This is a genomic window from Thermus sediminis (genome assembly GCF_003426945.1).
Lineage (GTDB): Bacteria > Deinococcota > Deinococci > Deinococcales > Thermaceae > Thermus > Thermus sediminis.
Window position 1 is genome coordinate 1,564,281 of the sequence record NZ_QURO01000004.1, and the last position, 25,113, is coordinate 1,589,393.

The following is a 25,113-nucleotide window of genomic DNA, read 5'->3' on the forward strand; positions in this document are numbered from 1 at the left end:
ATGGGGGCATGGTCCTCCTAAGCGTTTTGGCGGTGGCCCTCTCCTGGGCCCTCTTCGCCCTCGTCTTCGGCCGCTACCGGAGCCGGCCCTCCCTGCACAACGCCTTCTATAGCCTGGGCCTCCTCCTCTTCGCCTTGGCGGTTTCCGCGGAGCTCCTCGCCCGCCTCCAGGGAGCCTGGAGCCCCTTTCTCTACCGGCTCTGGTACTTCGCCGGGGCCACGCACGGGGTGACCTTCCTTGGCCTCGGGAGCCTGGCCCTCCTGAACCCCAGGGCCGCCAAGGGCCTTCTCCTCCTCCTTTCCCCTTTGATCCTCTTTGGCCTCTACCTGGTGGCCACGGCCCCCCTGGACTTTGCCCGGCTCCCCGAGCCCTACACCCCCTCCGGGGCCGCCTTCCCGCCCCCGGGCCCCACCTCCCCCAGGCTCTGGACCATCCCCTTCAACCTCCTGGGCACGGCCCTCATGGCGGGGGTGGCCCTCTACACCACCCTCCTCTTCTGGCGCAAAAACCCCCTGAGGGCCCAGGGCACGGCCCTCATCTTCCTCGCCGCCCTCGTCCTGGCCTCCACCAGCACCCTGAACCGCCTGGGGGTGGTGGGCCTCGAGGAGGCGGGGCGGGCCTTCGGGGTGAGCCTCCTCTACCTGGGGGTGGTCCTGGCGGACAGAAGCGTGCAGCATGCGGGTGGGCGCGCTTGACGTGGGGGAGGCCAGGATCGGCCTGGCCGTGGGGGAGGAGGGGCTTCCCTTCGCCTCTGGCCGGGGGTATCTCGTGCGCCGGGGCCTGGAGGAGGACGTGGAGGCCCTTTTGGACTTCGTACGCCGGGAGGGCCTTGCCAAGCTCATCGTGGGCCTTCCCCTGCGCACGGACCTCAAGGAGAGCGCCCAGGCGGCCCGGGTCCTCCCCCTGGTGGAGGCCCTGAGGGCCCGGGGGGTGGAGGTGGAGCTTTGGGACGAGCGCTACACCACCAAGGCGGCCCTGGCCCGCCTGCGGCACGCCCCCAGGCGGGTGCGGCGGGAGAAGGGCAAGCTAGACGAGATGAGCGCGGTGGTCCTTTTGGAGGGGTACCTTGCCCAAGGGCCCTAGGCTATGGCTTCTTTGGGGGGTGGTGGCCTTTTTCCTCACCTTCGCCCTCCTCCTCCTCTACGCCCTCTGGCTCCTGGGCCCCACGGGCAAGGAGGCTACGGTGCGCATCCCCAGGGGGACTACGGGGGCGGAGGCAGCCCGGATCCTGGAGGAGGCAGGGCTCCTGCGTTCCGGCTACCTTTTCTCCGCCTACCTGCGCTTTTCCGGCAGGGCCAAGCGCCTCATCCCCGGGGTCTACCGCCTCCAGGGCGAGGGGGCCTTCCGCCTGGCCCGGGCCCTCACCGGCGGGGAGAGGCCCCTCACCGTCACCCTTACCTTCCCCGAGGGCATGCGGGCGGTGGACTACGCCGAGAGGCTTGCCCGGGCGGGCCTGGATGGGGAGGGCTTCTTGCGGTTGGTGGAAAGCCCCGGGGCCCTGAAGCCCCCTTACGTGGAGGGCAGGGGCCTCGAGGGCTACCTCTTCCCCGCCACCTACCCCTTCGACCTCCTCGCCACCCCCGAGGAGGTCCTCCGGGCCATGCTCCGCCGCTTTGAGGCCGAGCTCACCCCCCCGGTGCGGAGGCTTTTGGAGGAGCGGGGGCTTTCCGTTCACGCCTGGGTGACCCTGGCCTCCATCGTCCAGGTGGAGGCGGGAAGCGAAGGGGAGATGCCCAAGATCGCCGGGGTCTTCCTCAACCGGCTGGAAAGGGGCATGCCCCTCCAGGCGGACCCCACCGTGGCCTACGCCCTGGGCAAGGCCCTGCCCGAGCTCTCCCGCCCCGCTGGGGACTTCGCCGTGGACTCCCCCTACAACACCTACCGCTACCCGGGCCTCCCCCCGGGGCCCATCGCCAACCCGGGGCGGGCAGCCCTTGTCGCCGTGCTAAACCCCGTGCGCGCCGACGGGAGAGGCCGCCCCTACCTCTACTTCTTCCACGCCAGGGGGCGGCTTTTCCTAAACGTGGACTACGAGGGGCACCTGAGGGACCTCGCCCGTTACCGCTACGCCTCCCCGTGACGGAGGAGCCTGAGCTGGGCGTAGGCGAAGAGGAGGGTGAGGAGGAGGATGACCACGGTCACCGCCGCGGCGTAGCCCAGGCGGAAGCTCTCAAAGCCCGTCTCGTAGAGGTAGTAGCCCAGGACCCGGGTGGCCCCGAAAGGCCCTCCCCGGGTGAGGAGGAAGACGGCGGCGTAGGACTGGAGGGAGAGGATGGTCCCCACCACCACCAGGAAGGCCACCGCAGGCCGCATGAGGGGGAGGACCACGTGGCGGAAGGCCTCAAAGGGCCCCGCTCCGTCCACGTAGGCGGCCTCGAGGAGCCCCCTGGGGATGGCCTTGAGCCGGGCCGAGGCCACCAGGACCCCGTAGCCCAGGTGCCGCCACAGGGTGAAGAGGACGACCATGACCAAGGCCCAGAACCCGTCCCGGTCCCAGGGGGGGATGGGGAGGAACTGGGCCAGGGCCCCGTACTCCGGGGTGAAGAGGGTGTACCAGCTCAGGGTGGCCCCGCCCAGGGTGACCAAACCCGGGAGGAAGAGAAGGCCCTTGGCGAAGCGCTCGTAGGGGGCCCCTTCCAGGGCCACGGCCAGGGCCAGGGATAGCCCCACGAAGAGGGGCAGGGCCAGGGCCATGAACTTCAGGGTGACCCAGAGGCTTCCCCAAAAGGCAGGGTCCCGGAGGAGGTCCTGGTAGTTCCCTAGGCCCACGGGCCTGGGGTCGGCGAGGCCGGACCAGTCCCAGGTGGAGAAGCGGAGGACGTCCAAAAAGGGGTAGAGGACGAAGACCCCTAGGCTGAGGAGGGCGGGGAGGGAGAAGAGGGCGAGGGGGAGCTTCCGCCGCACGGGGCTACCAGAGGTAGAGGAGGCTTAGGAGGAAGGGGTAGCGGTCTGAGGTGGAAGCTTCCAAGGCCAGGGGCTCCAGGTAGAGGCGGAAGCCCACCCCCCAGGCCAGGTGGAAGCCCCCCTGGTACCCCAGGCCCAGGGTCCCCGAGAGGGCCCCGCCCGGGACCTCGAGGCTCAAGAGGGGCCCCAGATGGACCCCAAAGGGGTAGCGGAGGTCCAGGCCCAAGCCCACCGAGGTGTAGAGGTCGGCGAGGACAAGCCCGGGGAAGAGGTTGGCCTTGAGGAGGGCGTAGACCTCGGGGTTTTGGGAGAGGAGGACCTGGAGGTCAAGGCCGGTGTCGATCCCCAGGGGGCTGAAGGGGAGTACGAGGCTTCCCTGGAGGTAGAAGCCCTTGTCCGGGGCGTAGCCGAAGCCGGCGGTGTTCTCCGGGTAGACCGGGGCCTGGGCCAGGGCCAGGCCCAGGAGGAGGCCGAGGATCGGGAGGCGCTTCATATCCCCCCCATCCTACCAGGTACCATGGGGCCCATGGCAGCCCCCTTTGCCCTGGAGCCCTTCCCCGGCCTCCTTCCCACCGTGGAAGTTCCCCTCCTCGTCCTGGTGGGCCTCACGGGGGTGGGGAAGAGCACCCTGGCGGAGGCCCTCGGCTTGCCCCGGCTTCCCGACCGCCGGGCGCTCGTGGACCGCTACGTCCTCCCCCGCTACGGGGCGAGGCCCCCCATTCCCCGGGAGGAGCGCTTCCGCCTCACCCGCCGCTTCCGGGAGGAGTTCCCCGGGGGTGTGGCCGAGGTCCTCGCCCGGGGGTACGTGGCCCCTGCTCCTCTCCTCCTCTTTGACGGGCTTAGGGGGGAGAAGGAGGTGGCCTTCGCCCTGGAGCGCCTGCCCAAGGCCCTCTTTGTCCTCCTCCACGCCCGGGAGGCCACCCGCCTGAGGCGCCTCCTCGCCCGCCAGGACGCCTTTGACCGGGTGGCCCTCTCCCCGGAGGAGGCCGGGAGGCTCCATGAGCTCGCCCAGGGGGTCCTCTCCCCGGCGGAGCTCAGGGAGGCCTTGGCCCTGGCCCCGGCGGAGGAGGTCCTGGCCAGGCTCAAGATCGTGGCCGAGGAGAAGAGGAACTACGACCCGGAAGGCCCCTTGCGCCTCCTAAGGGGCCACCCCCGGGCCCTCCTCCTGGACACGGAGGCCCTGGACCTGGAGGGGGAGGTGCGGGCGGTGCGGGCCTTCCTCGAGGCCCGGGGCTTCTAGAATGGGCCTTATGGCGACCGTCAAGGACCTCCGCCTTATCCCCTTCCGCATCCCCCTGAAGGCCCCCTTGCGCTGGGGGAAGGCCTCGGAGATGGAGGCCCTAGAGCACGCCCTCCTGGAGGTGGAGCTTTCCGATGGCTCCCTGGGCCGGGCCGAGGTGGCCATCAGGCCCACCATCTACGGGGAGACCCTGGGGAGCGCGGAGGCGGGGCTGGCCTACCTCAGGCCCAGGCTCCTTGGCCTCGAGGCCGACGACCATGAGGCCATCCGCGCGGTTTTGGAGGCTTTCCCCTGCAACCACGCCCTCAAAGGGGCCCTGGACCTGGCCCTCTGGGAGGCCTGGGCCCGGAGCGAGGGGGAGGAGCTCCACCAGGTCCTGAGGCCCGCCAAGCACCGGGTGCGGGTGGCCTATATCCTGGGGTTGGCCTCGGAGGAGGAGGCCCTTGCCGATGCCCGGATGGCCTACGGGGCGGGGGTCAGGGTCTTCAAGGTCAAGGTGGGCCGGGACCTGGAGGGGGACACGAGGAGGATCCGGCGCCTCAAGGAGGCCTTCCCCGACGCCGACCTCTACGCCGACGCCAACGAGAGCCTAAGCCCCAAGGAGGCGGAGGCCTACCTCCTGGCCTGGAGGGAGCTCGGCCTCCTCTACGTGGAGGAGCCCCTGCCCACAGAGGAGGTGGAGGCGAGGCGTAGGCTCAAGGAGAGGGGCATCCTCCCCCTCATCGCCGACGACAGCGCCATGACCCCCAAGGACCTCAGGCGGGAGCTAGGCCTGGACACCTTTGACCTCCTCAACCTCAAGCCCGCCCGCACCGGGGCCACCTGGACCCTGGAGATGCTCGCCCTGGCCCGGGAGAGGGGCAAGAGGGCCATGGTGGGAAGCCAGGCCCAGAGTAGCTTTGGGGCCTACCACTCCGCCCTCCTCGCCTTCCAGCAAGGGGTCACCGGGCCCAACGAGCTCGCCTTCCACCTCAAGGCGGAAGGGGGCTTCCTGGACTTCCCCGCCTTCAGGGAGGGGTGGCTCCACTGGGAAGACCTCGTGGAGGCCCGCTTTGACGAGGGGGCCTTCCAGAGGTACGCCCTATAGGAGGGCCAGGGCCTCCCAGAAGTCCCTTAAGACCCCCTGGGCCCCGGCGGCGAGGAGGGCCTCCCTGGGGTGCCCCGTGAGGAGGGCGTAGGTGGGGATGCCCGCACCCAAGGCGCTTTCCACCCCGGAAGGGGAGTCCTCAAAGGCCAGGGCCTCCTCCGGCCCCACCCCCAGGCGCTCCAGGGCCACCCGGTAGGGGAGGGGGTCGGGCTTGCCCCGGCCCACCTCCTCCGCCAGGACCAGGAGGGGTGGGTTCAAGCCCAGGGCCTTCAGCACGTGGTGGGCGTTCTCCTTGGGGGCGTTGGTGACCACGGCCCAGGGGAGGCCCTTTTTCTGGGCTAAATCCAGAAGCTCCCCTAGGCCCGGGGTGGGCTTAAGGCCTTGGGCCAGTTCCCGGAAGTGAGCCTCCTTGGCCTCTATGAGCCTCCCAGCCTCCTCCCCTTCCATGCCCAAGAGGTCCCGCACGATCTCGGGGTTTAGGCGGCCGGAGATCCTCTTCCGGTAAAACTCCGGGTCCACCTCGAGGCCAAAGGACCTCAAGACCTCCCGCCAGGCTAGGAGGTGCAGGGGGTCCGTGTCCACCAAGGTGCCGTCCAGGTCCAAGAGGAGGGCCCTAACCATCTTTCTCCAAAACGCTTACCAGGAAGAATAGCCCCAGGGCGAGGCCCAGGAGCCCGAAGGGAATGCCTGGAAGGGGCAGAAGGGCGAAGAGGGCGGGCACGAGGGTGCTCCCTCCCGCCCCGGCGTAGAGGAGGTGCCCCAAAGCCCGGTGGCCGTACCGGGCCTGGACCAAGGCGAAGAGCGTGGAGAAGAGGGGGCCCAGGAGGAAGCCCGCCAGGGGGAAGAGGAGGGCGGTGGGGGGAAGAGGTTGAGGAGGAGGAGAAGGGTCACCCCCAAAAGGAGCCCCTTTAGGACCAAGAGGGGTCTCTGGGCCACCAGGCCCGCCAGGAGGAGCCTCCCCAGGGCCAGGAAAAGCCAGTAGAGGGAGAGGAGGATCCCGCCCGTGGCCGTGGCATAGCCCAGGCCCTCCAGCCAGACCCGGTTCCAGGTGGCCAGGGCCCCCTCGAGGCCGGTATAGAGGGCCACGGCTAGGAGGAAGGGGAGGAGCCCTTGGGCGCCTCCCCGAGCGAGGCTCTTGACCGGCGGGGCCTCCCAGACCAAGAGGGCGGCCAGGAGGGCCAAGAGGCCTGCCAGGAGGAGAAGGGCGGCGTAGGGCAAAAGGGTGAGGGCCAAGGGGGTGAAAACCGCCCCCAGGCCGAAGCCCACGTTCACCCGGTTCACCGACTCCACCCGCCTTTCGGGAAAGAGCTCCCCCACCAGGCTGTTCCCGTGCACGTTCAGCACCCCCTGGGCCAGGCCCACGGGGAAGGCTAAGGCCACCACCCAGACGAACGCCGGGGCCAAGGCTACCCCTAAGAAGGCTAGGGCCAGGAGGAGGAGGGCCCCGGGAAGGAGGGGGTGGCGCCTCTCCCCCTGGGCCAGGCGTATCCCCAGGAAGAGCCCAAGGAGGAGGGCGGCGAAGAAGGAGGAGACCTCCCTCCCCACCCCGAAGGCCTCCCGCCAATGGGGGAGGGCAGCCCCAGGCAGGGCCACGATCACCCCCACCAGGAAGAGGGAGAGGAAGGCGCCAAAGAAAAAGCGCACGCCCGCCATTCTTCACCCTTCCTGAACTCCCAGTCAATAATGGGAAGCATGAAGGACGCTTTGGAAAGGGCCCTATCCGGGGAGGGGTTCTTCGCCTTCCCCGGGCTTCTCCTCCTTGCGGGCCCCGATGCCTTCGGTTTCCTCCAGGGCCAGGCCACCCGGGACTTGAGGCGGCTAGGGGCCCCTTCGGGGGTTCTCTTCCTGAACCATAAGGGCCAGATTGAGGAGGCCGCCACCCTCTTTCCCCACGCCGAGGGCTTCCTTCTCGCCCCCTGGGGGACGCTCTCGGGCCTCAAGGCCCGGCTCCAGCGCTACATCGTCTTTGACCGGGTGGAGCTTTTGGAGCTTCCCCTCTTCCGCCTCCTCCACGCCGACGGCCGGGAGGAGGTGGCGGAGAGGGGGGAAGGGGGGCTTCCCCTCGAGGTCTTCCCCGTTTACGCCCTTCTCAAAGGGGTGCCCCTCCTTGGGGACATCCAGGGGGAGCTCCCCCAGAGCGTGGGGCTTCTCCACCTGGTGGACTACGGCAAGGGGTGCTACGTGGGCCAGGAGATCATGGCCCGCACCGAGGGGAAGGAGGTTCCCTACCGCCTGGTGGGCCTGAAGGCCCTGAGGGCTGGGGAGGTGGGGGAGCTCTTCCTGGAGGGGAAGCGGGTGGGGGAGATCAAGCGCCTGGAAAGGACGCCTTTCGGCCTTCTCGGCCTGGGGCTCGTGCGCAAGGAGGTACCCTTGGGAGGCGCGGTGACGGGGGGTGGGGGGGAGTACCTCCTCCTCCCATACCCCTTTGCGGAGGCCCTATGGAGCGGGCAGAGATCATCGGGGTAGGCACCGAGCTCATCTACGGGGAGACCCTGGACACCAACACCCAGGAGATCGCCAAAAGCCTCGAGCCCTACGCCCTCAAGGTGGAGAGGACCCTGAGGGTGGTGGACGAGGTTTCCCCCTTGGCCCGGGAGGTGGCCGAGGCCTGGGCAAGGGCCCGCCTCCTCGTCCTCTCCGGGGGGCTGGGGCCCACCCCGGACGACGTGACCCGGGAGGCCGTGGCCCTGGCCCTGGGGGAGCCCCTGGAGCTGGACGAGGCCATGCTCTCCCGCATTGAGGCCCTCTTCCGCGCCCGGGGCCGCCCTATGCCCCAGGCCAACCGCAAGCAGGCCCTGAGGATCCCCTCCGCCCGCTGGCTGGAAAACCCCCGGGGCACCGCCCCCGGCTGGTGGGTGCGGAAGGAAGGGAAGGACCTGGTCCTCCTCCCAGGGCCGCCCCCCGAGTGGCGGCCCATGTGGCGGGAGGTGCTCCGGGGGCTTTCCCTGCCCAGGAGGGCTTACGCCAAGCGGGTGCTGAAGACCTGGGGCCTGGGGGAGTCGGATATCGTGGAGCGGCTGGGGGGGCTTTTCCTCCGGGGAAAGGAGGTGGAGGTGGGCACCTACCCCAAGCTCCACGGGGTGGAGGTGGTGGTGCGGGGCCGGGAGGATCTGGTGGCCGATCTCTCCGAGAGGATCAGGAAAAAACTCCTCAAGGAGGTCTGGGGCGAGGGGGAGATGACCCTGGCCGAGGCGGTGAAACGGCGCCTGGAGCTAGAGGGGGCCACCCTTTCCACCATGGAGAGCCTCACCGGAGGGCTCCTGGGGGCGGAGATCACCCGCCTTCCCGGGGCCAGCCGCTTCTACCTAGGGGGCGTGGTATCCTATTCCGTAGGGGCCAAGGCCCGCTTCGGTGTGCCGGAGGAGCGCCTCGCCAAGACGGTCTCCGCCGAGACAGCCAAGGCCATGGCGGAGGCCGCCCGGGCACTTTTCGGCTCCACCTACGCTCTTTCCACTACGGGCGTGGCGGGGCCCGACCCCTTGGAAGGGGAGGCCGTGGGCACGGTCTACGTAGCCCTGGCCGGACCCGAGGGGGTGGAGGCCAGGCGGTACCGCTTTCCCGGGGACCGTGAGGTGGTGAGGCTTCGGAGCGTGTACGCCGCCCTAGCCCTTTTTGTAACATGAGGCTCTTCTACGCCATTTTTCTACCGGAAGACGTGCGGCGGGTCCTGGTGGAGGCCCAGGGAAAGGTTTCCCGCTACAAGGGCTGGAAGGAGGTCCCTCCCCACCAGCTCCACCTCACCCTCCTCTTCCTAGGGGAGAGGCCCGAGGAAGACCTCGAGAATCTCGTTGCCCTAGGCCACCGCCTGGGGCGGCAGGTGCCCCCCTTTTGGGCGAGGCTCAAGGGCACCGGCTACTTCCCCAACGAGGGCACGCCTCGGGTCTGGTTCGCCAAGGCCGAGGGGGAAGGCTTTGGCCCCCTGGCCCAGGGCCTGCGGGAGGGGGTGAGGGAGCTCCTAGGGGAAGGGGCCCTGGAGGCGGAGGGGGATAGGGCCTTCAAGCCCCACATCACCCTGGCCCGGCGCAAGGCCCCCGCCCCCCGGGTCCCCCCGCTGGTCTTCGGCCTCACCTGGCCCGTGGAAGTCTTCGCCCTGGTGCGTTCGGAGCTTAGGCCTAAGGGACCCGTCTACACGATCCTGGAGAGATTCCCCTTGCGAGGTGAACATGGACGAAAACAGGAAGAGAGCCCTGGAGAACGCCCTGAAGACCATTGAGAAGGAGTTCGGCAAGGGTGCGGTTATGCGCCTAGGGGAGATGCCTAGGCAACAGGTGGACGTGATCCCCACGGGCTCCTTAGGCCTGGACCTGGCCCTCGGCATCGGGGGGATTCCCCGGGGGCGGGTCATCGAGATCTACGGGCCGGAATCCGGGGGCAAGACCACCCTGGCCCTCACCATCATCGCCCAGGCCCAGAAGCAGGGGGGAGTGGCGGCCTTCGTGGATGCGGAGCACGCCCTGGACCCCTTGTACGCCGCCAAGCTTGGGGTGAAGGTGGAGGACCTCCTGGTCTCCCAGCCGGACACCGGGGAGCAGGCCCTGGAGATCGTGGAGCTCCTGGCCCGCTCGGGGGCGGTGGACGTCATCGTGGTGGACTCTGTGGCTGCTTTGGTGCCCAAGGCGGAGATCGAGGGGGAGATGGGCGACCAACACGTAGGCCTTCAGGCTAGGCTCATGAGCCAGGCCCTGAGGAAGCTCACCGCTGTCCTCTCCAAAAGCAACACCGCTGCCATCTTCATCAACCAGGTGCGGGAGAAGGTGGGGGTTATGTACGGGAACCCCGAGACCACCCCTGGGGGAAGGGCCCTCAAGTTTTACTCCAGCGTCCGCCTGGACGTGCGCAAAAGCGGCCAGCCCATCAAGGTCGGCAACGAGGCCGTGGGCATCAAGGTGAAGGTAAAGGTGGTGAAGAACAAGTTGGCCCCGCCCTTCCGGGAAGCCGAGCTGGAAATCTACTTCGGCCGGGGCTTGGACCCGGTCATGGACCTGGTCAACGTAGCCGTGGCGGCAGGGGTCGTGGAGAAGGCCGGCTCCTGGTTCTCCTACGGGGAGCACCGCCTGGGCCAGGGCAAGGAGAAGGCGGTGGAGTATCTCCGGGAGCGCCCCGAACTCCTGGAGGAGGTCCGGGCCAGGGTGCTGGAGCGGGCGGGCGAGGTGGTCCTTTCCGCCAGCGAGGAAGAGGGGGAGTAGATGAGCCTTCTGGACCTGGTGCTTTTGCTCCTGGTCCTGGCCCTCCTTGCGGCCCTCTTCCTTCGGCGCAGGGGGGAGGAGCAGGCTAAGGAGGAGGCGAGGGAGATCCTGGAGGCCGCCCGCCGGGAGGCCAGGGAGATCCTGGACGCGGCCCGTCAAGAGGCCAAGGCCCTCCGCGAAGAAGGGGAGGGCCGGATCCAGGCCCTCCGCCGGGAACTGGAGAAGGAGATGGGGGCCCGGGCCGAGGCCCTGGAAAGGGAGGCCAAAAGGCGCCTGGCCGAGACCGAGGAGCGCCTCAAGGCCGAGCGGGAGGAGCTGAGGGGGGAAAGGGAGCGCCTCAAGGCCGAGCGGGAGGAGCTCCGCCGGGAGGCGGAAAGGCTTTCCAAACGGGGCGAGGCTCTGGACGCCCGGGCCCTCAAGCTGGACGCCCTGGAGGAGGCCCTAAAGGCCAAGGAGGCCGGGCTCGTCCAGCGGGAGAAGGAGATCGAGCAAAGGCTCCACCAGGTGGCGGGCCTCTCCCCCGAGGAGGCGAGGAGGCTCATCCTGGAGAGGCTGGACCAGGAGCTGGAGGAGGAGAAGGCGGCCCGGGTGCGGGCCGCCTTGGAGAGGGCCCGGGCAGAGGCCCGGCGCGAGGCCCAGAAGATCCTGGCCCAGGCCATGCAGCGCCAGGCCTCGGAGACCGCGGCCCAGCTCTCCGTTTCCGTGGTCCCCATCCCCTCCGATGCCATGAAGGGGCGGATCATCGGCCGCGAGGGGCGGAACATCCGCACCTTTGAGGCCCTCACCGGGGTGGACCTGATCATCGACGACACCCCGGAGGCGGTCCTCCTCTCCTCCTTCAACCCCGTGCGCCGGGAGATCGCCCGCATGGCCCTGGAGGAGCTTCTCCAGGACGGGCGCATCCACCCAGGCCGCATCGAGGAGGTGGTGGAGAAGGCCAAGGGGGAGATGAAGACCTTCATCTACGAAAGGGGAGAGGAGGCGGCCCTCGAGGCCGGGGTGGTGGGCCTGAAGCCGGGCCTGGTGCAGCTTCTGGGGAGGCTCCACTTCCGCTCCAGCTACGGCCAGAACGTCCTCAAGCACTCGGTCCAGGTGGCCCACCTCGCGGGGATCATGGCGGCGGAGCTGGGCCTGGACACCGGGCTTGCCCGCAGAGCCGGGCTTCTCCACGACCTGGGCAAGAGCGTGGATCGGGAGGTGGAGGGGAGCCACGTGGAGATCGGCATCGCCCTGGCCCGCCGCTTCGGCGAGCCCCCCGAGGTCCTGGATGCCATCGCCCACCACCACGACCCCGAGAACGCCGAGACCCTTTACGCTGTCCTGGTGGCCGCCGCCGACGCCCTCTCCGCCGCCCGGCCCGGGGCCAGGCGGGAGAGCCTGGAGGAGTACCTAGAGCGCCTTGAGGCCCTGGAGCGCATTGCCCTTTCCTTCCCTGGGGTGGAGACGGCCTTCGCGGTGCAGGCGGGTCGGGAGGTCCGGGTCATCGTCAAGCCCGAAAAGGTCACCGACGCCAAGGCCACCCTCCTGGCCCGGGAGATCGCAAACCGCATCGAGCGGGAGATGAACTACCCCGGGCAGGTGCAGGTGACCGTGGTGCGGGAAACCCGAGTGGTGGAGTACGCTAGGTGAAGTGAGGCCCTATGCTTAAAGGCGAGGACATCGGGATCGACTTGGGGACGGCCAGCGTCCTCATCTACGTGCGGGGAAAGGGGATCGTCCTGAGGGAGCCCTCGGTAATCGCCGTGGTCCAGGGGAAGAGGGAGGTGAAGGCGGTGGGGGCCGAGGCCTACCGCATGCTGGGACGCACCCCCGGCAACATCGTGGCCGTGCGGCCCCTCAAAGACGGGGTTATCGCCGACTACGCCCTCACCGAGCGCATGCTCCTCCTCTTCCTGCAAAAGGTCCTTTCCCCCGTGAGCCGCTTCTTCCGGCCTCGGGTCATGGTGGGGGTGCCCTCTGGGGTCACGGACGTGGAAAGGCGGGCTGTGGTCCAGGCGGTCTCCGCCCTGGCCCAGAAGGTTTACCTCATCGAGGAGCCCTTGGCCGCGGCCATCGGGGCGGGCATCCGGGTGGCCGAGCCCACGGGGAGCATGGTGGTGGACATCGGAGGCGGCTCCACGGACATCGCCGTCATCTCCCTAGGGGGGATCGTGCGCTCGGAAAGCTTAAGGATCGCGGGCAATGAGATGGACCAGGCCATCATCCGCCACATCCGCCAGAAGTACAGCCTCCTCATCGGGGAACGCACCGCCGAGGAGCTCAAGATCCAGCTGGGCCGGGCCAAGCTCCTCCCTGGGGAGGAGCGGGAGGTGGCCGAGGTGCGGGGCCGGGACCTCATCACCGGCCTCCCCCGCACCGCAGAGATTCCCGCCGAAGACGTGGCCGAGGCCTTGAAGGAGCCCTTGGAAAAGATCTTCCAGGGGGTGAGGTCGGTGTTGGAGACCACGCCCCCCGAGCTGGCCTCGGACATCTACGAGCGGGGCATCCTCCTCACCGGGGGTGGGGCGCTCCTCAAGAACCTGGACCTCGCCCTGCAGGAGGCCACCGGAGTCCCGGTGGTGGTGGCGGAGAACGCCATTGAGGCGGTGGCCCTGGGCACGGGGAAGGCCCTGGAAATGCTCCACGTCTTGGAGGACACCATCGTTTCCTCGGACGACGTCCTGAAGAGGTGAGGCCGTGGAGATCGGGGAGATCCTGAGGTTCCTCCCCCACCGCTACCCCTTCCTCCTCATCGACCGGGTCCTCGAGGCGGACGAGAAGCGCTTCCGCGCCCTCAAAAACGTCACCTTCAACGAGCCCCACTTCCAGGGGCACTTCCCCGGCTACCCCATCATGCCGGGGGTCCTGATCCTCGAGGCCATGGCCCAGGCGGCCGTGGGCACCCTGGCCCGCCAGCCGGGGGTGGCGCCAGGGGGGCTCGTCTTCCTAGTGGGGGTGGAGGAGGCCCGCTTCAAAAAGCCCGTGGTCCCTGGGGACACCCTGATCCTGGAGGGGGAACTCCTCTTCTTCCGGAGGGGCTTGGGCAAGGTGGCGGTGAGGGCCCTGGTGGAGGGAGAGGAAAGGGCGAGGGCCACCCTGAGCTTCGCCCTTGGGGAAGGGTGATGGCGGACCTCTTCGCCTACCTCAAGCGGGCCCGGGGCGGCCGGGTGGTGCAGACGGGCTTCCTCTCCCTAGAGGAGCAGGCGGAGCTGGAGGCCCTGGCCCGCAAGGAGGGTCTCTGCGTTTCCTTCTTTGGGGGCTTCCCCTTGGCGGAGCGGAAGGCGGCCGTGCTTTACCCTCCGGAGGTCCCTTCCGTCCACGACCCGGTGGAGGTCTTCTTCCTGGAGAAGGAGCCCCCCGAGCTGGGCGAGGCCATGGGGGATGTGGAGCCCCATGAGGAAGGCTTTTTGGTGGCCCTTTTGCCCAAGGGAAGGAAGACCCTAGAGGAGGCGGGATTTACCCTCCTTCCCCCTCCCGAGGAGGCCCTGAGGCCCTCCAAAGAGAGGGTGCGCACCCTGGTGGTGCCCTCCTTGCGGGTGGACGCCGTGGGGGCCAAGGGGTTTGGGGTTTCCCGCAACTACTTCGTCCAGGGGGTGAAGGCGGGAAAGGTGCGCCTTAGGGGCAAGGTGGCTTCCCCCAAGGAGGAGATCGCTCCCGGAGACGTCCTCCTGGCCGAGGGCCTGGGGAGCCTACGGCTCCTTGAGGTCCTTGGCGAAACCCGGCGGGGCAATTATAAAATCAAGGTGGAGGTGGAGCGCTAGGGAAGATCCATCGGCTTTGGGCTTGACGGAAGAAGGGAGCGTCCTATAGACTAAGGTTTGTGCTCTTTGGTCGGGCCAAGGGAGCACGGTAAGAGCCAGCTGCCGCAAGGGGGTCCCCTTGCGGAAGAACCCTGTTAGCTTACCTCGGGCGGCCCGCTTCCCCTCAGAGGTGACGCATGGAGATCAAGCGGTTTGGTCGCATCCGAGAGGTCATTCCCCTCCCCCCCCTTACGGAAGTCCAGGTGGAGTCCTATAGGAAGGCCCTCCAGGCGGACATCCCTCCTGAAAAGCGGGAAAACGTGGGCATCCAGGCCGCCTTCAAGGAGACCTTCCCTGTAGAGGAGGGGGACAGGGGCAAGGGGGGCCTGGTCCTGGACTTCCTGGAATACCGCATCGGCGACCCCCCCTTCTCCCAGGACGAGTGCCGGGAAAAGGATCTCACCTACCAGGCTCCCCTCTACGCCCGCCTGCAGCTCGTCCACAAGGACACGGGCCTCATCAAGGAGGACGAGGTCTTCTTGGGCCACCTCCCCCTGATGACCGAGGACGGCTCCTTCATCGTGAACGGGGCCGACCGGGTCATCGTCTCCCAGATCCACCGCTCCCCCGGGGTCTACTTCACCCCCGACCCCACCCGCCCCGGGCGCTTCTTGGCCAGCATCATCCCCTTGCCCAAGCGGGGGCCCTGGATTGACCTCGAGGTGGAGGGGAACGGGGTGGTGATCATGAAGGTCAACAAGCGCAAGTTCCCCCTGGTCCTCCTCCTTAGGGTCCTGGGGTACGACCAGGAGACCCTGGTGCGGGAGCTTTCCGCTTACGGGGACCTGGTCCAGGGCCTCCTAGACGAGGCGGTCTTCGCCATGCACCCCGAGGAGGCCATGGTCCGCCTCTTCACCCTCCTCCGCCCCGGGGACCCGCCCAAGAGGGAGAAGGCCCTGGCCTACCTCCACGGCCTCCTGGCCGACCCCAGGCGGTATGACCTGGGGGAGGCGGGCCGTTACAAGGCGGAGGAGAAGCTGGGCGTGGGCTTTTCCGGCCGCACCCTGGTCCGCTTTGAGGAGGGGGAGTTCAGGGACGAGGTCTTCCTGCCCACCTTGCGCTACCTCTTCGCCCTCACCGCCGGGGTGCCGGGCCACGAGGTGGACGACATTGACCACCTGGGCAACCGCCGCATCCGCACCGTGGGCGAGCTCATGGCGGACCAGTTCCGGGTGGGGCTTTCCCGCCTTGCCCGGGGGGTGCGGGAGCGCATGGTCATGGGCTCCCCCGACACCCTGACCCCCGCCAAACTGGTGAATAGCCGTCCCCTCGAGGCCGCCCTGAGGGAGTTCTTCAGCCGCAGCCAGCTCTCCCAGTTCAAGGACGAGACCAACCCCCTCTCCTCCCTGAGGCACAAAAGGCGCATCTCCGCCCTGGGCCCCGGGGGCCTTACCCGGGAGCGGGCGGGGTTTGACGTGCGCGACGTGCACCGCACCCACTACGGGCGCATCTGCCCGGTGGAGACCCCGGAGGGGGCCAACATCGGCCTCATCACCTCCTTGGCCGCCTACGCCCGGGTGGACAGCCTGGGCTTCATCCGCACCCCTTACCGCCGGGTGAGGGACGGGGTGGTCACCGAGGAGGTGGTCTACATGACCGCTTCCGAGGAGGACCAGTACACCATCGCCCAGGCCAACACCCCCCTTGAGGGGGACCGCATCGCCGCCGACCGGGTGGTGGCGAGGCGTAAGGGGGAGCCCGTGATCGTCTCCCCGGAGGAGGTGGAGTTCATGGACGTCTCCCCCAAGCAGGTCTTCTCCCTGAACACCAACCTCATCCCCTTCCTGGAACACGACGACGCCAACCGGGCCCTCATGGGCTCCAACATGCAGACCCAGGCGGTGCCCCTCATCCGGGCCCAGGCCCCCGTGGTCATGACCGGCCTGGAGGAGCGGGTGGTGCGGGACTCCCTGGCCGCCCTCTACGCCGAGGAGGACGGGGAGGTGGTCAAGGCGGACGGCACCCGCATCGCCGTCCGCTACGGGGACGGCCGCCTGGTGGAGCACCCCTTGCGGCGTTTCGCCCGCTCCAACCAGGGTACGGTCCTGGACCAGCGCCCCCGGGTCAGGGTGGGCCAGCGGGTGCGGAAGGGGGACCTCCTGGCGGACGGCCCCGCCTCCGAGGGGGGCATTTTGGCCCTGGGGCAGAACGTCCTGGTGGCCATCATGCCCTTTGACGGCTACAACTTTGAGGACGCCATCGTCATCAGCGAGGGGCTCCTCAAGCGGGACTTCTACACCTCCATCCACATCGAGCGCTACGAGATCGAGGCCCGGGACACCAAGCTGGGCCCCGAGCGCATCACCCGGGACATCCCCCACCTCTCGGAGGCCGCCCTCAGGGACCTGGACGAGGAAGGTATCGTCCGCATCGGGGCCGAGGTGAAGCCCGGCGACATCCTGGTGGGCCGCACCAGCTTCAAGGGGGAGCAGGAGCCCTCCCCCGAGGAGCGCCTCCTGCGCTCCATCTTCGGCGAGAAGGCCAAGGACGTGAAGGACACCTCCTTGAGGGTTCCCCCCGGGGAAGGGGGGATCGTGGTGGGCCGCCTGCGCCTCAAGCGGGGTGACCCCGGGGTGGAGCTCAAACCCGGGGTTAGGGAGGTGGTCCGGGTCTTCGTGGCCCAAAAGCGCAAGCTCCAGGTGGGGGACAAGCTGGCCAACCGCCACGGGAACAAGGGGGTGGTGGCCAAGATCCTCCCCGTGGAGGACATGCCCCACCTCCCGGACGGCACCCCCGTGGACGTGATCCTAAACCCCCTGGGCGTGCCCAGCCGCATGAACCTGGGCCAGATCCTGGAAACCCACCTGGGCCTGGCGGGCTACTTCCTGGGCCAGCGCTACATCTCCCCGGTGTTTGACGGGGCCACCGAGCCCGAGATCAAGGCCCTCCTGGCCGAGGCCTTTGACCTCTACTTCGGCAGGCGGCAAGCGGAGGGCTTCGGGGTGGACAAGCGGGAGAGGGAGGTCCTGGCCCGGGCGGAGAAGCTGGGCCTGGTCTCCCCGGGCAAGAGCCCGGAGGAGCAGCTTAAGGAGCTCTTCACCCAGGGCAAGGTGGTCCTCTACGATGGCCGCACAGGGGAGCCCATCGAGGGGCCCATCGCCGTGGGGCAGATGTTCATCATGAAGCTCTACCACATGGTGGAGGACAAGATGCACGCCCGCTCCACCGGCCCCTACTCCCTCATCACCCAGCAGCCCCTGGGGGGCAAGGCCCAGTTTGGCGGCCAGCGCTTCGGGGAGATGGAGGTGTGGGCCCTCGAGGCCTACGGGGCCGCCCACACCCTGCAGGAGATGCTCACCCTCAAGTCCGACGACATAGAGGGCAGGAACGCCGCCTACGAGGCCATCATCAAGGGGGAGGACGTGCCCGAAGCCAGCGTGCCCGAGTCCTTCCGCGTGCTGGTGAAGGAGCTCCAGGCCCTGGCCCTGGACGTGCAGACCCTGGACGAGAGGGACAACCCCGTGGACATCTTTGAGGGCCTGGCCTCCAAGAGGTAGACCACAGCCACCTGGAGGGAAGATGAAAAAGGAAGTCCGTAAGGTCCGCATCGCCCTGGCCTCCCCAGAGCGGATCCGCTCCTGGAGCTACGGGGAGGTGGAGAAACCCGAGACCATCAACTACCGCACCCTGAAGCCCGAGCGGGACGGGCTCTTTGACGAGCGCATCTTCGGTCCCATCAAGGACTACGAGTGCGCCTGCGGCAAGTACAAGCGCCAGCGCTTCGAGGGCAAGGTCTGCGAGCGCTGCGGGGTGGAGGTGACGAGGAGCATCGTCCGCCGCTACCGCATGGGTCACATTGAGCTGGCCACGCCCGCCGCCCACATCTGGTTCGTGAAGGACGTGCCCTCCAAGATCGGCACCCTCCTGGACCTCTCCGCCACCGAGCTGGAGCAGGTCCTCTACTTCAACAAGTACATCGTCTTAGACCCCAAGGGGGCGGTCCTGGACGGGGTACCGGTGGAGAAGCGCCACCTCCTCACCGACGAGGAGTACCGGGAGCTCCGCTACGGCAGGCAGGAGACCTACCCCCTGCCCCCCGGGGTGGACGCCCTAGTCAAGGACGGGGAGGAGGTGGTGAAGGGCCAAGAGCTGGCTCCGGGCCTTGTGAGCCGCATGGACGGGGTGGCCCTTTACCGCTTCCCCCGCCGGGTGCGGGTGGACTACCTGAGGAAGGAGCGGGCCGCCCTCAGGATTCCCCTTGGGGCCTGGGTGGAGAAGGAGGGCTACCGGCCGGGGGAGGTCCTAGCCGAGCTTCCCGGGCCCTACCTCTTCCGGGCGGAGGAGGGAGGGGTGGTGGAGCTCAAGGCGCTTTCCGAGGGCCACCTCCTCTACCTGCGCCAGGGGGACGAGGTCGTGGCCCGCCACCTCCTCCCCGTGGGCCTGACCCCCGTGGTGGTCCAGGGGGAGGTCGTGGAGCCCGGCCAGCCCCTGGCGGAGGGCAAGGGGCTTCTGCGCCTGCCCCGCCACATGACGGCCAAGGAGGTGGAGGCCGAAGAGGAAGGGGAGACCGTCCACCTTACCCTCTTCCTAGAGTGGACCGAGCCCAAGGACTACCGCATCGCCCCCCACATGAACGTCATCGTCCCCGAGGGGGCCAAGGTGCAGGCCGGGGAGAAGATCGTGGCCGCCATTGACCCCGAGGAGGAGGTCATCGCTGAGGCCGAAGGGGTGGTCCACCTGCACGAGCCCGCCAGCCTCCTGGTGGTCAGGGCCCGGGTCTACCCCTTTGAGGACGACGTGGAGGTGACCACCGGGGACCGGGTGGCCCCGGGGGACGCCCTGGCCGACGGGGGGAAGGTCAAGAGCGAGATCTACGGCCGGGTGGAGGTGGACCTCGTCCGGGGCGTGGTGCGGGTGGTGGAGTCCTACGACATCGACGCCCGCATGGGGGCCGAGGCCATCCGGGAGCTTCTCAAGGAACTGGAACTGGAGAGGCTGGAGCAGGAACTCCTGGAGGAGATGAAGCACCCCTCCCGCGCCCGGCGGGCCAAGGCCAGGAAGCGCCTCGAGGTGGTGCGGGCCTTCCTGGACTCCGGCAACCGCCCGGAGTGGATGGTCCTGGAGGCCGTTCCTGTCCTGCCGCCGGATCTCAGGCCCATGGTCCAGGTGGACGGGGGGCGCTTCGCCACATCGGACCTCAACGACCTCTACCGCCGCCTCATCAACCGCAACAACCGCCTGAAGAAGCTCCTGGCCCAGGGGGCCCCGGAGATCATCATCCGCAACGAGAAGCGCATGCTCCAGGAGGCCGTGGACGCCGTCATCGATAATGGCCGCCGCGGCAGCCCCGTCACCAACCCCGGCTCCGAGCGCCCCTTGAGGAGCCTCACCGACATCCTCTCCGGCAAGCAGGGCCGCTTCCGCCAGAACCTCCTGGGCAAGCGGGTGGACTACTCGGGCCGGAGCGTGATCGTGGTGGGCCCCCAGCTCAAGCTCCACCAGTGCGGTCTGCCCAAGCGCATGGCCCTGGAGCTCTTCAAGCCCTTCCTCCTCAAGAAGATGGAGGAGAAGGGCATCGCCCCCAACGTGAAGGCGGCGAGGCGGATGCTAGAAAGGCAGCGGGACATTAAGGATGAGGTCTGGGACGCCCTGGAGGAGGTGATCCACGGCAAGGTGGTCCTCCTCAACCGGGCCCCCACCCTCCACCGCCTGGGGATCCAGGCCTTCCAGCCCGTCTTGGTGGAGGGGCAGTCCATCCAGCTCCACCCCCTAGTTTGCGAGGCCTTCAACGCCGACTTCGACGGGGACCAGATGGCAGCCCACGTGCCCCTTTCCTCCTTTGCCCAGGCGGAGGCCAGGATCCAGATGCTTTCCGCCCACAACCTCCTCTCCCCGGCCTCGGGGGAGCCCCTGGCCAAGCCTAGCCGGGACATCATCCTGGGCCTCTACTACATCACCCAGGTGCGGAAGGAGAAGAAGGGCGCGGGGCGGGAGTTCGCCACCCCCGAGGAGGCCTTGGAGGCTTACAGGAGGGGCGAGGTGGCCCTGAACGCCCCCATCCTGGTGGCGGGCAAGGAGACCAGCGTGGGCCGCCTCAAGTTCCTTTTCGCCAACCCCGACGAGGCCCTCCTGGCGGTGGCCCACGGGCTTCTGGACCTTCAGGACGTGGTCACCGTGCGCTACCTGGGCCAGCGCCTGGAGACAAGCCCGGGCCGCATCCTCTTCGCCCGCATCGTGGGCGAGGCCGTGGGGGACGAGAGGGTAGCCCAGGAGCTCATCCAGATGGACGTCCCCCAGGAGAAGAACTCCCTCAAGGACCTGGTCTACCAGGCCTTCCTGCGCCTGGGCGTGGAGAAGACCGCCCGCCTCCTGGACGCCCTCAAGTACTACGGTTTCACCCTCTCCACCACCAGCGGCATCACCATCGGCATCGACGATGCGGTGATCCCCGAGGAGAAGCAGAGGTACCTGGAGGAGGCCGACCGGAAGCTAAGGCAGATCGAGCAGGCCTACGAGATGGGCTTCCTCACCGACCGGGAGCGCTACGACCAGGTGATCGGGCTCTGGACGGAGACCACGGAGAAGGTCACCCAGGCGGTCTTCAGGAACTTTGAGGAGAACTACCCCTTCAACCCCCTCTACGTCATGGCCCAGTCCGGGGCCCGGGGTAACCCCCAGCAGATCCGCCAGCTCTGCGGCCTCAGGGGCCTGATGCAGAAGCCCTCGGGGGAGACCTTCGAGGTGCCGGTGCGCTCCTCCTTCCGTGAGGGGCTCACGGTGCTGGAGTACTTCATCAGCAGCCACGGGGCGAGGAAAGGGGGAGCGGACACCGCGCTTCGCACCGCCGACTCCGGCTACCTCACCCGGAAGCTCGTGGACGTGGCCCACGAGATCGTGGTCCGGGAGGCGGACTGCGGCACCACCAACTACATCTCCGTTCCCCTCTTCCAGCCCGACGAGGTGACCCGCACCCAGCGCCTGAGGAAGCGTTCGGACATCGAGTCTGGCCTCTACGGCCGGGTCCTGGCCCGGGAGGTGGAGGTCCTGGGCCGGAGGCTGGAGGAGGGGCGGTACCTCTCCTTGGAGGACGTCCACTTCCTCATCCGGGCGGCGGAGGCGGGGGAGGTGCAGGAGGTCCCCGTGCGGAGCCCCCTCACCTGCGGGACCCGCTACGGGGTCTGCCAGAAGTGCTACGGCTACGACCTCTCCATGGCCCGGCCCGTGTCCATTGGGGAGGCGGTGGGCGTGGTGGCCGCGGAGTCCATCGGCGAGCCCGGCACCCAGCTCACCATGCGCACCTTCCACACGGGGGGCGTGGCGGTGGGCACGGACATCACCCAGGGCCTGCCCCGGGTCATTGAGCTCTTTGAGGCCCGCCGCCCCAAGGCCAAGGCGGTCATCTCCGAGATCGACGGCGTGGTGCGGATTGAGGAGGGGGAGGACCGCCTCTCCGTCTTCGTGGAGTCCGAGGGCTTCGCCAAGGAGTACAAGCTCCCCAAGGACGTCCGCCTCTTGGTGAAGGACGGGGACTACGTGGAGGCGGGCCAGCCCCTCACCCGTGGGGCCGTTGACCCCCACCAGCTCCTGGAGGCCAAGGGCCCCGAGGCGGTGGAGCGCTACCTGGTGGACGAGATCCAGAAGGTCTACCGGGCCCAGGGGGTGAAGCTCCACGACAAGCACATCGAGATCGTGGTGCGGCAGATGCTCAAGTACGTGGAGGTCACCGACCCCGGGGATAGCCGCCTCCTCGAGGGCCAGGTCCTGGAACGGTGGGACGTGGAGGCCCTAAACGAGAGGCTCATCGCCGAGGGCAAGGTGCCCGTGGCCTGGAGGCCCCTCCTCATGGGGGTCACCAAGAGCGCCCTCTCCACCAAGAGCTGGCTCTCCGCTGCGAGCTTCCAGAACACCACCCATGTGCTCACCGAGGCGGCCATCGCCGGGAAGAAGGACGAGCTCATCGGCCTCAAGGAGAACGTGATCCTGGGCCGCCTGATCCCTGCGGGCACGGGCTCCGACTTCGTCCGCTTCACCCAGGTGGTGGACCGGAAGACCCTGAAGGCCATTGAGGAGGCCCGGAGAGAGGCGGTGGAGGCCAAGGAGGCCCCCGTCCGCCGCCCCGTGCGCCGGGAGCAGCCGGGCAAGGGCCTCTAGGTGTACCCCGCCGAGGCTTGGGCCTCGGCGGGGCCCCTTTGGGACGATGTTAGCCAAGGTCTTTTCCACCTTTCGCCAAGTGGGTGAGGACCTCTTCCGCCAGAGGCTCATCTCGGCCACGGCGGGCAACTTCTCCGTGCGCACCAAGGAGGGCTTCCTCATCACCAAAAGCGGGGTGCAGAAGGCCCACCTGACCCCGGAGGACCTGGTGGAGGTCCCCTTGGAGGGGCCTATCCCCGAGGGGGCCAGCGTGGAGAGCGTGGTCCACCGGGAGGTGTACCGGAGGACCCCGGCCTGGGCCCTCGTCCACGCCCATCCCCGGGTGGCCGTGGCCCTCTCCCTCCACCTGGACCGCCTCCTGCCCCTGGACCTCGAGGGCCAGCTCCACCTGAAGGAGGTGCCCGTCCTCTCCCCCAAGAGCGCTTCGGGCACGGAGGAGGCCGCCAGGGCCGTGGCCGAAGCCCTTCGGCATAGCCGGGTCTGCCTCCTCAGGGGGCACGGGGCCTTCGCCCGGGGCGGGAAGGAGAAGCCGGAGGAGGCCCTTCTGGAAGCCTATGGCCTCATGACCACCTTGGAGGAGAGCGCCGAGATCCTCTTTTATGAGCGCCTGTGGGGGAGAGCATGAGGGTCCTTTTTGTGGAGGGCAAGGAGGAGGAGGCCTTAAGGGCCTTGGCCCGGGAGCTCCCTCACCCTTACTGGCTTCTTGAGGGGGAAGGGCTTTTTCTCCTCCAGGTCTTCGGGGCCTCGGAGGAGGCGGCCTCCAGGGCCCGGGAGGTGCCCGGGGTTAAGGTTTGGGCCTTTCGCCTCCAGGATGGGGTAGTCTATGGGGGATGCGGGAAGAGATCGGCTACATCCCCGTAGGGGGGGCAGAGCTCTACGTGGAGGACGTGGGGGACCTGCACGCCCCCGCCCTCTTTGTCCTTCACGGCGGCCCTGGGGGGAACGCCTACGTCCTGAGGGAGGGCCTCGGGGAGTACCTGGAGGACTTCCGCGTCATCTACTTTGACCAGCGGGGCTCGGGGCGGAGCCTGGAGCTCCCCGACGACCCGAGGCTTTTCACTGTGGACGCCTTGGCGGAGGACACCCTCCTCCTGGCCGAGGCCCTGGGGCTGGACCGCTTCGCCCTCCTGGGGCACGGCTTCGGGGCCCTGGTGGCCCTGGAGGTCCTCCGCCGCTACCCAGAGGCCAGGGGGGCGGTTCTTCTCGCTCCCTGGTTGAGTTTTCCCTGGCTTGCGGCCCGGCTGGCGGAGGCTGCCGGGCTTTCCCCTTCCGAGGACCCGGAGGAAACCCTCCGGGCCGCCCTGGAAAGGGCTGAGCCCAAGCTTCTCTTTGACCGCCTCATGTTCCCGAGCCAAAGGAGCCGCCTGGAGTACGAGTGGGTGGTGGAGGGCTCGGGGATCCTGGGCCCCGACGCCCCGGCCCGGGCCTTCCTGCGGAACGGCCTCTGGCGCCTGGACTACACCCCCTACCTCACCCCAAGCCGGAGGCCCGTGGCCGTGGTGGTGGGGGAGAAGGACGGCACCAGCTACCCCTACGCCGAGGAGGTGGCCGAGCGCCTCGGGGCCCCCATCCACGTGATCCCCGAGGCGGGGCACTTCCCCTGGATGGACCAGCCAGAGGCCTTCGAGGAGGCCTTCCTCGAGGCCCTCTCGGCCCTACGCGTGCTACACTAGAGGCGTCACCGGGGGTGCCCCTAGGGGGCTGAGAGATACCCTTGGAACCTGATCCGGGTAATGCCGGCGTAGGGAAGGTGACCGAGGCCCCTCCCGGTGACCAAGGAGGGGTTTTATGCTTAGGATCCTTGCGGCTTTCGCCCTTCTGGCCTTCGGCCTGGCCCAGGAGATCACGGTCCTCACCCACAACAGCTTCTCCCTGGACAGGGCCCTCATCGCCCAGTTTGAGCGGGAGACGGGCCTTAGGCTCCGCTTCCTCAAGGGGGGGGATGCGGGGGAGACCTTGAACCGGGCCATCCTTACCAGGGCCGCCCCCATCGCCGACGTCATCTACGGCTTTGACAACACCTTCCTCTCCCGGGCCCTGGAGGCGGACATCCTCCTCCCCTACCGGAGCCCGGAGGTCCGGAACCTCAAGGCCACCCTGCTCCTAGACCCCACCTTCCGCGCCCTCCCCGTGGACTACGGCTGGGTGAGCCTGAACTACGATAGGGCCTACTTCAAGGACCGCCCCCTGCCCAGGACGCCCCAGGACCTGGCCCGGCCCGAGTACGCCCGGCTCCTCGTGGTCCAGAACCCCGCTACCAGCTCCCCGGGTCTGGCCTTCCTCATGGCCACGGTGGCCCGCTTCGGCGAGGACGGCTACCTGGACTTCTGGGCCAGGCTTCGGGAGGGTGGGGTGCGGGTGGCCAAGGGCTGGAGCGAGGCCTACTACACCCACTTCACCCTCTACAAGGGGGACCGGCCCCTGGTGGTCTCCTACACCACCTCCCCGGCGGCGGAGGTCTTCTACTCCGAGGGCAGGTACCAGGAACCCCCCACGGGCAACCTTTTCCCCGAGCTCGCCTTCTTCCAGGTGGAGTTCGTGGGCATCCTGAGGGGGACCAGGAACCCCGAGGGGGCGAGGAGGGTGGTGGACTGGTTCCTCTCCCGTCCGGTACAGGAGAACCTGCCCACGGAGATGTGGATGTACCCCGCCAGGAGGGAGACCCGCCTTCCCGAGGTCTTCCGCTTCGCCCCTGAGCCCCTGGGGAGCGTACGCCTGGACCCCGGGGCCATGGCCAGGAACCGGGAGCGGTGGATTGAGGAGTGGACCAAGGTGGTCCTCCAGGGCCAAAGCCCCGAGGCGGTGCGGCGGGCGAGGCGCTAGGGC

Annotated in this window: 22 protein-coding genes, 1 pseudogene and 1 riboswitch; of the genes and pseudogenes, 19 read left to right on the plus strand and 4 right to left on the minus strand. The window is 68.6% G+C overall.

Features of this window, described 5'->3' with window-relative positions; all coding sequences use genetic code 11:
* Positions 1-8: 8 nt before the first annotated feature.
* Genes ATI37_RS09045 through mltG form a run of 3 tightly spaced genes read left to right on the plus strand, consistent with a single transcriptional unit; the run spans position 9 to position 2,080 of the window.
* The gene (locus ATI37_RS09045; RefSeq protein WP_117238066.1) at positions 9-695 is read left to right on the plus strand and encodes a hypothetical protein; all 687 of its coding nucleotides are present in this window, start codon (positions 9-11) and stop codon (positions 693-695) included.
* Complete coding sequence (gene ruvX, locus ATI37_RS09050; protein ID WP_117238067.1) at positions 676-1,083, plus strand: Holliday junction resolvase RuvX; 408 nt, start codon at positions 676-678, stop codon at positions 1,081-1,083. Before ATI37_RS09045 ends, ruvX begins: the two co-directional genes overlap by 20 nt.
* Positions 1,067-2,080 carry an endolytic transglycosylase MltG gene (gene mltG / locus ATI37_RS09055; protein ID WP_198665538.1) on the plus strand — a complete coding sequence of 338 codons (1,014 nt, stop codon included), beginning with the start codon at positions 1,067-1,069 and terminating at the stop codon, positions 2,078-2,080. The genes ruvX and mltG overlap by 17 nt, the downstream gene beginning before the upstream one ends.
* Here mltG and ATI37_RS09060 read toward each other — a convergent pair.
* Together ATI37_RS09060 and ATI37_RS09065 are read right to left on the minus strand one after the other, a co-directional pair.
* The gene (locus ATI37_RS09060; RefSeq protein WP_117238068.1) at positions 2,065-2,904 is read right to left on the minus strand and encodes a carbohydrate ABC transporter permease; all 840 of its coding nucleotides are present in this window, start codon (positions 2,902-2,904) and stop codon (positions 2,065-2,067) included. The two genes, mltG and ATI37_RS09060, sit on opposite strands and share 16 nt — an antisense overlap.
* Positions 2,905-2,908: 4 nt before the next feature.
* A complete protein-coding gene (locus ATI37_RS09065) occupies positions 2,909-3,397 on the minus strand; it encodes a bioflim formation protein (RefSeq protein ID WP_117238069.1) in 489 nt (162 codons plus the stop codon).
* Positions 3,398-3,430: 33 nt separating this feature from the next.
* Between ATI37_RS09065 and ATI37_RS09070 the strand changes: the two genes are divergently transcribed.
* Positions 3,431-4,144 carry a DEAD/DEAH box helicase family protein gene (locus ATI37_RS09070; protein ID WP_117238579.1) on the plus strand — a complete coding sequence of 238 codons (714 nt, stop codon included), beginning with the start codon at positions 3,431-3,433 and terminating at the stop codon, positions 4,142-4,144.
* A gap of 10 nt (positions 4,145-4,154) precedes the next feature.
* Positions 4,155-5,231, plus strand: coding sequence for an enolase C-terminal domain-like protein (locus ATI37_RS09075; RefSeq protein WP_198665539.1), 1,077 nt, complete (start codon positions 4,155-4,157; stop codon positions 5,229-5,231).
* On the opposite strand, the gene ATI37_RS09080 is transcribed toward ATI37_RS09075, so the two are convergent.
* Together ATI37_RS09080 and ATI37_RS09085 are read right to left on the minus strand one after the other, a co-directional pair.
* Entirely contained in the window at positions 5,226-5,852 is a 627-nt protein-coding gene (locus ATI37_RS09080) for an HAD family hydrolase (RefSeq protein WP_117238071.1), read from the minus strand. The two genes, ATI37_RS09075 and ATI37_RS09080, sit on opposite strands and share 6 nt — an antisense overlap.
* Positions 5,845-6,884: pseudogene (locus tag ATI37_RS09085) on the minus strand (MFS transporter). Before ATI37_RS09085 ends, ATI37_RS09080 begins: the two are co-directional and overlap by 8 nt.
* A gap of 39 nt (positions 6,885-6,923) precedes the next feature.
* Between ATI37_RS09085 and ATI37_RS09090 the strand changes: the two are divergent.
* The 14 genes from ATI37_RS09090 to ATI37_RS09155 all read left to right on the plus strand — a co-directional run bounded on the left by ATI37_RS09090 (position 6,924) and on the right by ATI37_RS09155 (position 25,110).
* On the plus strand, positions 6,924-7,697 hold the full coding sequence (locus ATI37_RS09090) for a YgfZ family protein (RefSeq protein ID WP_198665540.1): 774 nt from the start codon (positions 6,924-6,926) through the stop codon (positions 7,695-7,697).
* The gene (locus ATI37_RS09095; RefSeq protein WP_117238073.1) at positions 7,670-8,854 is read left to right on the plus strand and encodes a CinA family nicotinamide mononucleotide deamidase-related protein; all 1,185 of its coding nucleotides are present in this window, start codon (positions 7,670-7,672) and stop codon (positions 8,852-8,854) included. Before ATI37_RS09090 ends, ATI37_RS09095 begins: the two co-directional genes overlap by 28 nt.
* A complete protein-coding gene (gene thpR, locus ATI37_RS09100) occupies positions 8,851-9,444 on the plus strand; it encodes an RNA 2',3'-cyclic phosphodiesterase (protein WP_117238074.1) in 594 nt (197 codons plus the stop codon). Before ATI37_RS09095 ends, thpR begins: the two co-directional genes overlap by 4 nt.
* Complete coding sequence (gene recA, locus ATI37_RS09105) at positions 9,395-10,417, plus strand: recombinase RecA (protein WP_117238075.1); 1,023 nt, start codon at positions 9,395-9,397, stop codon at positions 10,415-10,417. The genes thpR and recA overlap by 50 nt, the downstream gene beginning before the upstream one ends.
* Positions 10,418-12,046: a ribonuclease Y gene (gene rny / locus ATI37_RS09110; RefSeq protein WP_117238076.1), complete on the plus strand. Its 1,629-nt coding sequence runs from the start codon at positions 10,418-10,420 to the stop codon at positions 12,044-12,046.
* Positions 12,047-12,057: 11 nt separating this feature from the next.
* A complete protein-coding gene (gene mreB, locus ATI37_RS09115) occupies positions 12,058-13,089 on the plus strand; it encodes a rod shape-determining protein (RefSeq protein ID WP_117238077.1) in 1,032 nt (343 codons plus the stop codon).
* A 4-nt stretch (positions 13,090-13,093) separates the two neighbouring features.
* The gene (fabZ, locus tag ATI37_RS09120; RefSeq protein ID WP_117238078.1) at positions 13,094-13,519 is read left to right on the plus strand and encodes a 3-hydroxyacyl-ACP dehydratase FabZ; all 426 of its coding nucleotides are present in this window, start codon (positions 13,094-13,096) and stop codon (positions 13,517-13,519) included.
* Positions 13,519-14,157, plus strand: coding sequence for an RNA-binding protein (locus tag ATI37_RS09125; protein WP_117238079.1), 639 nt, complete (start codon positions 13,519-13,521; stop codon positions 14,155-14,157). Before fabZ ends, ATI37_RS09125 begins: the two co-directional genes overlap by 1 nt.
* Before the next feature lie 176 nt (positions 14,158-14,333).
* On the plus strand, positions 14,334-17,693 hold the full coding sequence (gene rpoB / locus ATI37_RS09130) for a DNA-directed RNA polymerase subunit beta (protein WP_117238080.1): 3,360 nt from the start codon (positions 14,334-14,336) through the stop codon (positions 17,691-17,693).
* 22 nt (positions 17,694-17,715) lie between these two features.
* Complete coding sequence (gene rpoC, locus ATI37_RS09135; RefSeq protein ID WP_117238081.1) at positions 17,716-22,287, plus strand: DNA-directed RNA polymerase subunit beta'; 4,572 nt, start codon at positions 17,716-17,718, stop codon at positions 22,285-22,287.
* Positions 22,288-22,333: 46 nt separating this feature from the next.
* Positions 22,334-22,912: a fuculose-1-phosphate aldolase gene (locus tag ATI37_RS09140; protein ID WP_117238082.1), complete on the plus strand. Its 579-nt coding sequence runs from the start codon at positions 22,334-22,336 to the stop codon at positions 22,910-22,912.
* Positions 22,909-23,148, plus strand: a complete 240-nt coding sequence (locus ATI37_RS09145; protein WP_117238580.1) for a hypothetical protein — start codon at positions 22,909-22,911, stop codon at positions 23,146-23,148. Before ATI37_RS09140 ends, ATI37_RS09145 begins: the two co-directional genes overlap by 4 nt.
* Positions 23,118-23,960: an alpha/beta fold hydrolase gene (locus tag ATI37_RS09150; RefSeq protein WP_117238083.1), complete on the plus strand. Its 843-nt coding sequence runs from the start codon at positions 23,118-23,120 to the stop codon at positions 23,958-23,960. The genes ATI37_RS09145 and ATI37_RS09150 overlap by 31 nt, the downstream gene beginning before the upstream one ends.
* Positions 23,961-24,053: riboswitch (TPP riboswitch) on the plus strand.
* A gap of 22 nt (positions 24,054-24,075) precedes the next feature.
* On the plus strand, positions 24,076-25,110 hold the full coding sequence (locus tag ATI37_RS09155) for a thiamine ABC transporter substrate-binding protein (RefSeq protein WP_117238084.1): 1,035 nt from the start codon (positions 24,076-24,078) through the stop codon (positions 25,108-25,110).
* Positions 25,111-25,113 lie beyond the last annotated feature (3 nt).

What these genes read in the sequence shown, in the direction of transcription:
- ATI37_RS09045 (WP_117238066.1), top strand. Translation starts at nt 9, where the DNA reads ATGGTCCTCCTAAGCGTTTTGGCGGTGGCCCTCTCCTGGGCCCTCTTC.
- ruvX (WP_117238067.1), top strand. Translation starts at nt 676, where the DNA reads ATGCGGGTGGGCGCGCTTGACGTGGGGGAGGCCAGGATCGGCCTGGCC.
- ATI37_RS09065 (WP_117238069.1), bottom strand. Translation starts at nt 3,397, where the DNA reads ATGAAGCGCCTCCCGATCCTCGGCCTCCTCCTGGGCCTGGCCCTGGCC.
- ATI37_RS09070 (WP_117238579.1), top strand. Translation starts at nt 3,431, where the DNA reads ATGGCAGCCCCCTTTGCCCTGGAGCCCTTCCCCGGCCTCCTTCCCACC.
- ATI37_RS09075 (WP_198665539.1), top strand. Translation starts at nt 4,155, where the DNA reads ATGGCGACCGTCAAGGACCTCCGCCTTATCCCCTTCCGCATCCCCCTG.
- ATI37_RS09080 (WP_117238071.1), bottom strand. Translation starts at nt 5,852, where the DNA reads ATGGTTAGGGCCCTCCTCTTGGACCTGGACGGCACCTTGGTGGACACG.
- ATI37_RS09090 (WP_198665540.1), top strand. Translation starts at nt 6,924, where the DNA reads ATGAAGGACGCTTTGGAAAGGGCCCTATCCGGGGAGGGGTTCTTCGCC.
- ATI37_RS09095 (WP_117238073.1), top strand. Translation starts at nt 7,670, where the DNA reads ATGGAGCGGGCAGAGATCATCGGGGTAGGCACCGAGCTCATCTACGGG.
- thpR (WP_117238074.1), top strand. Translation starts at nt 8,851, where the DNA reads ATGAGGCTCTTCTACGCCATTTTTCTACCGGAAGACGTGCGGCGGGTC.
- recA (WP_117238075.1), top strand. Translation starts at nt 9,395, where the DNA reads ATGGACGAAAACAGGAAGAGAGCCCTGGAGAACGCCCTGAAGACCATT.
- rny (WP_117238076.1), top strand. Translation starts at nt 10,418, where the DNA reads ATGAGCCTTCTGGACCTGGTGCTTTTGCTCCTGGTCCTGGCCCTCCTT.
- mreB (WP_117238077.1), top strand. Translation starts at nt 12,058, where the DNA reads ATGCTTAAAGGCGAGGACATCGGGATCGACTTGGGGACGGCCAGCGTC.
- ATI37_RS09125 (WP_117238079.1), top strand. Translation starts at nt 13,519, where the DNA reads ATGGCGGACCTCTTCGCCTACCTCAAGCGGGCCCGGGGCGGCCGGGTG.
- rpoB (WP_117238080.1), top strand. Translation starts at nt 14,334, where the DNA reads ATGGAGATCAAGCGGTTTGGTCGCATCCGAGAGGTCATTCCCCTCCCC.
- rpoC (WP_117238081.1), top strand. Translation starts at nt 17,716, where the DNA reads ATGAAAAAGGAAGTCCGTAAGGTCCGCATCGCCCTGGCCTCCCCAGAG.
- ATI37_RS09140 (WP_117238082.1), top strand. Translation starts at nt 22,334, where the DNA reads ATGTTAGCCAAGGTCTTTTCCACCTTTCGCCAAGTGGGTGAGGACCTC.
- ATI37_RS09145 (WP_117238580.1), top strand. Translation starts at nt 22,909, where the DNA reads ATGAGGGTCCTTTTTGTGGAGGGCAAGGAGGAGGAGGCCTTAAGGGCC.
- ATI37_RS09150 (WP_117238083.1), top strand. Translation starts at nt 23,118, where the DNA reads ATGCGGGAAGAGATCGGCTACATCCCCGTAGGGGGGGCAGAGCTCTAC.
- ATI37_RS09155 (WP_117238084.1), top strand. Translation starts at nt 24,076, where the DNA reads ATGCTTAGGATCCTTGCGGCTTTCGCCCTTCTGGCCTTCGGCCTGGCC.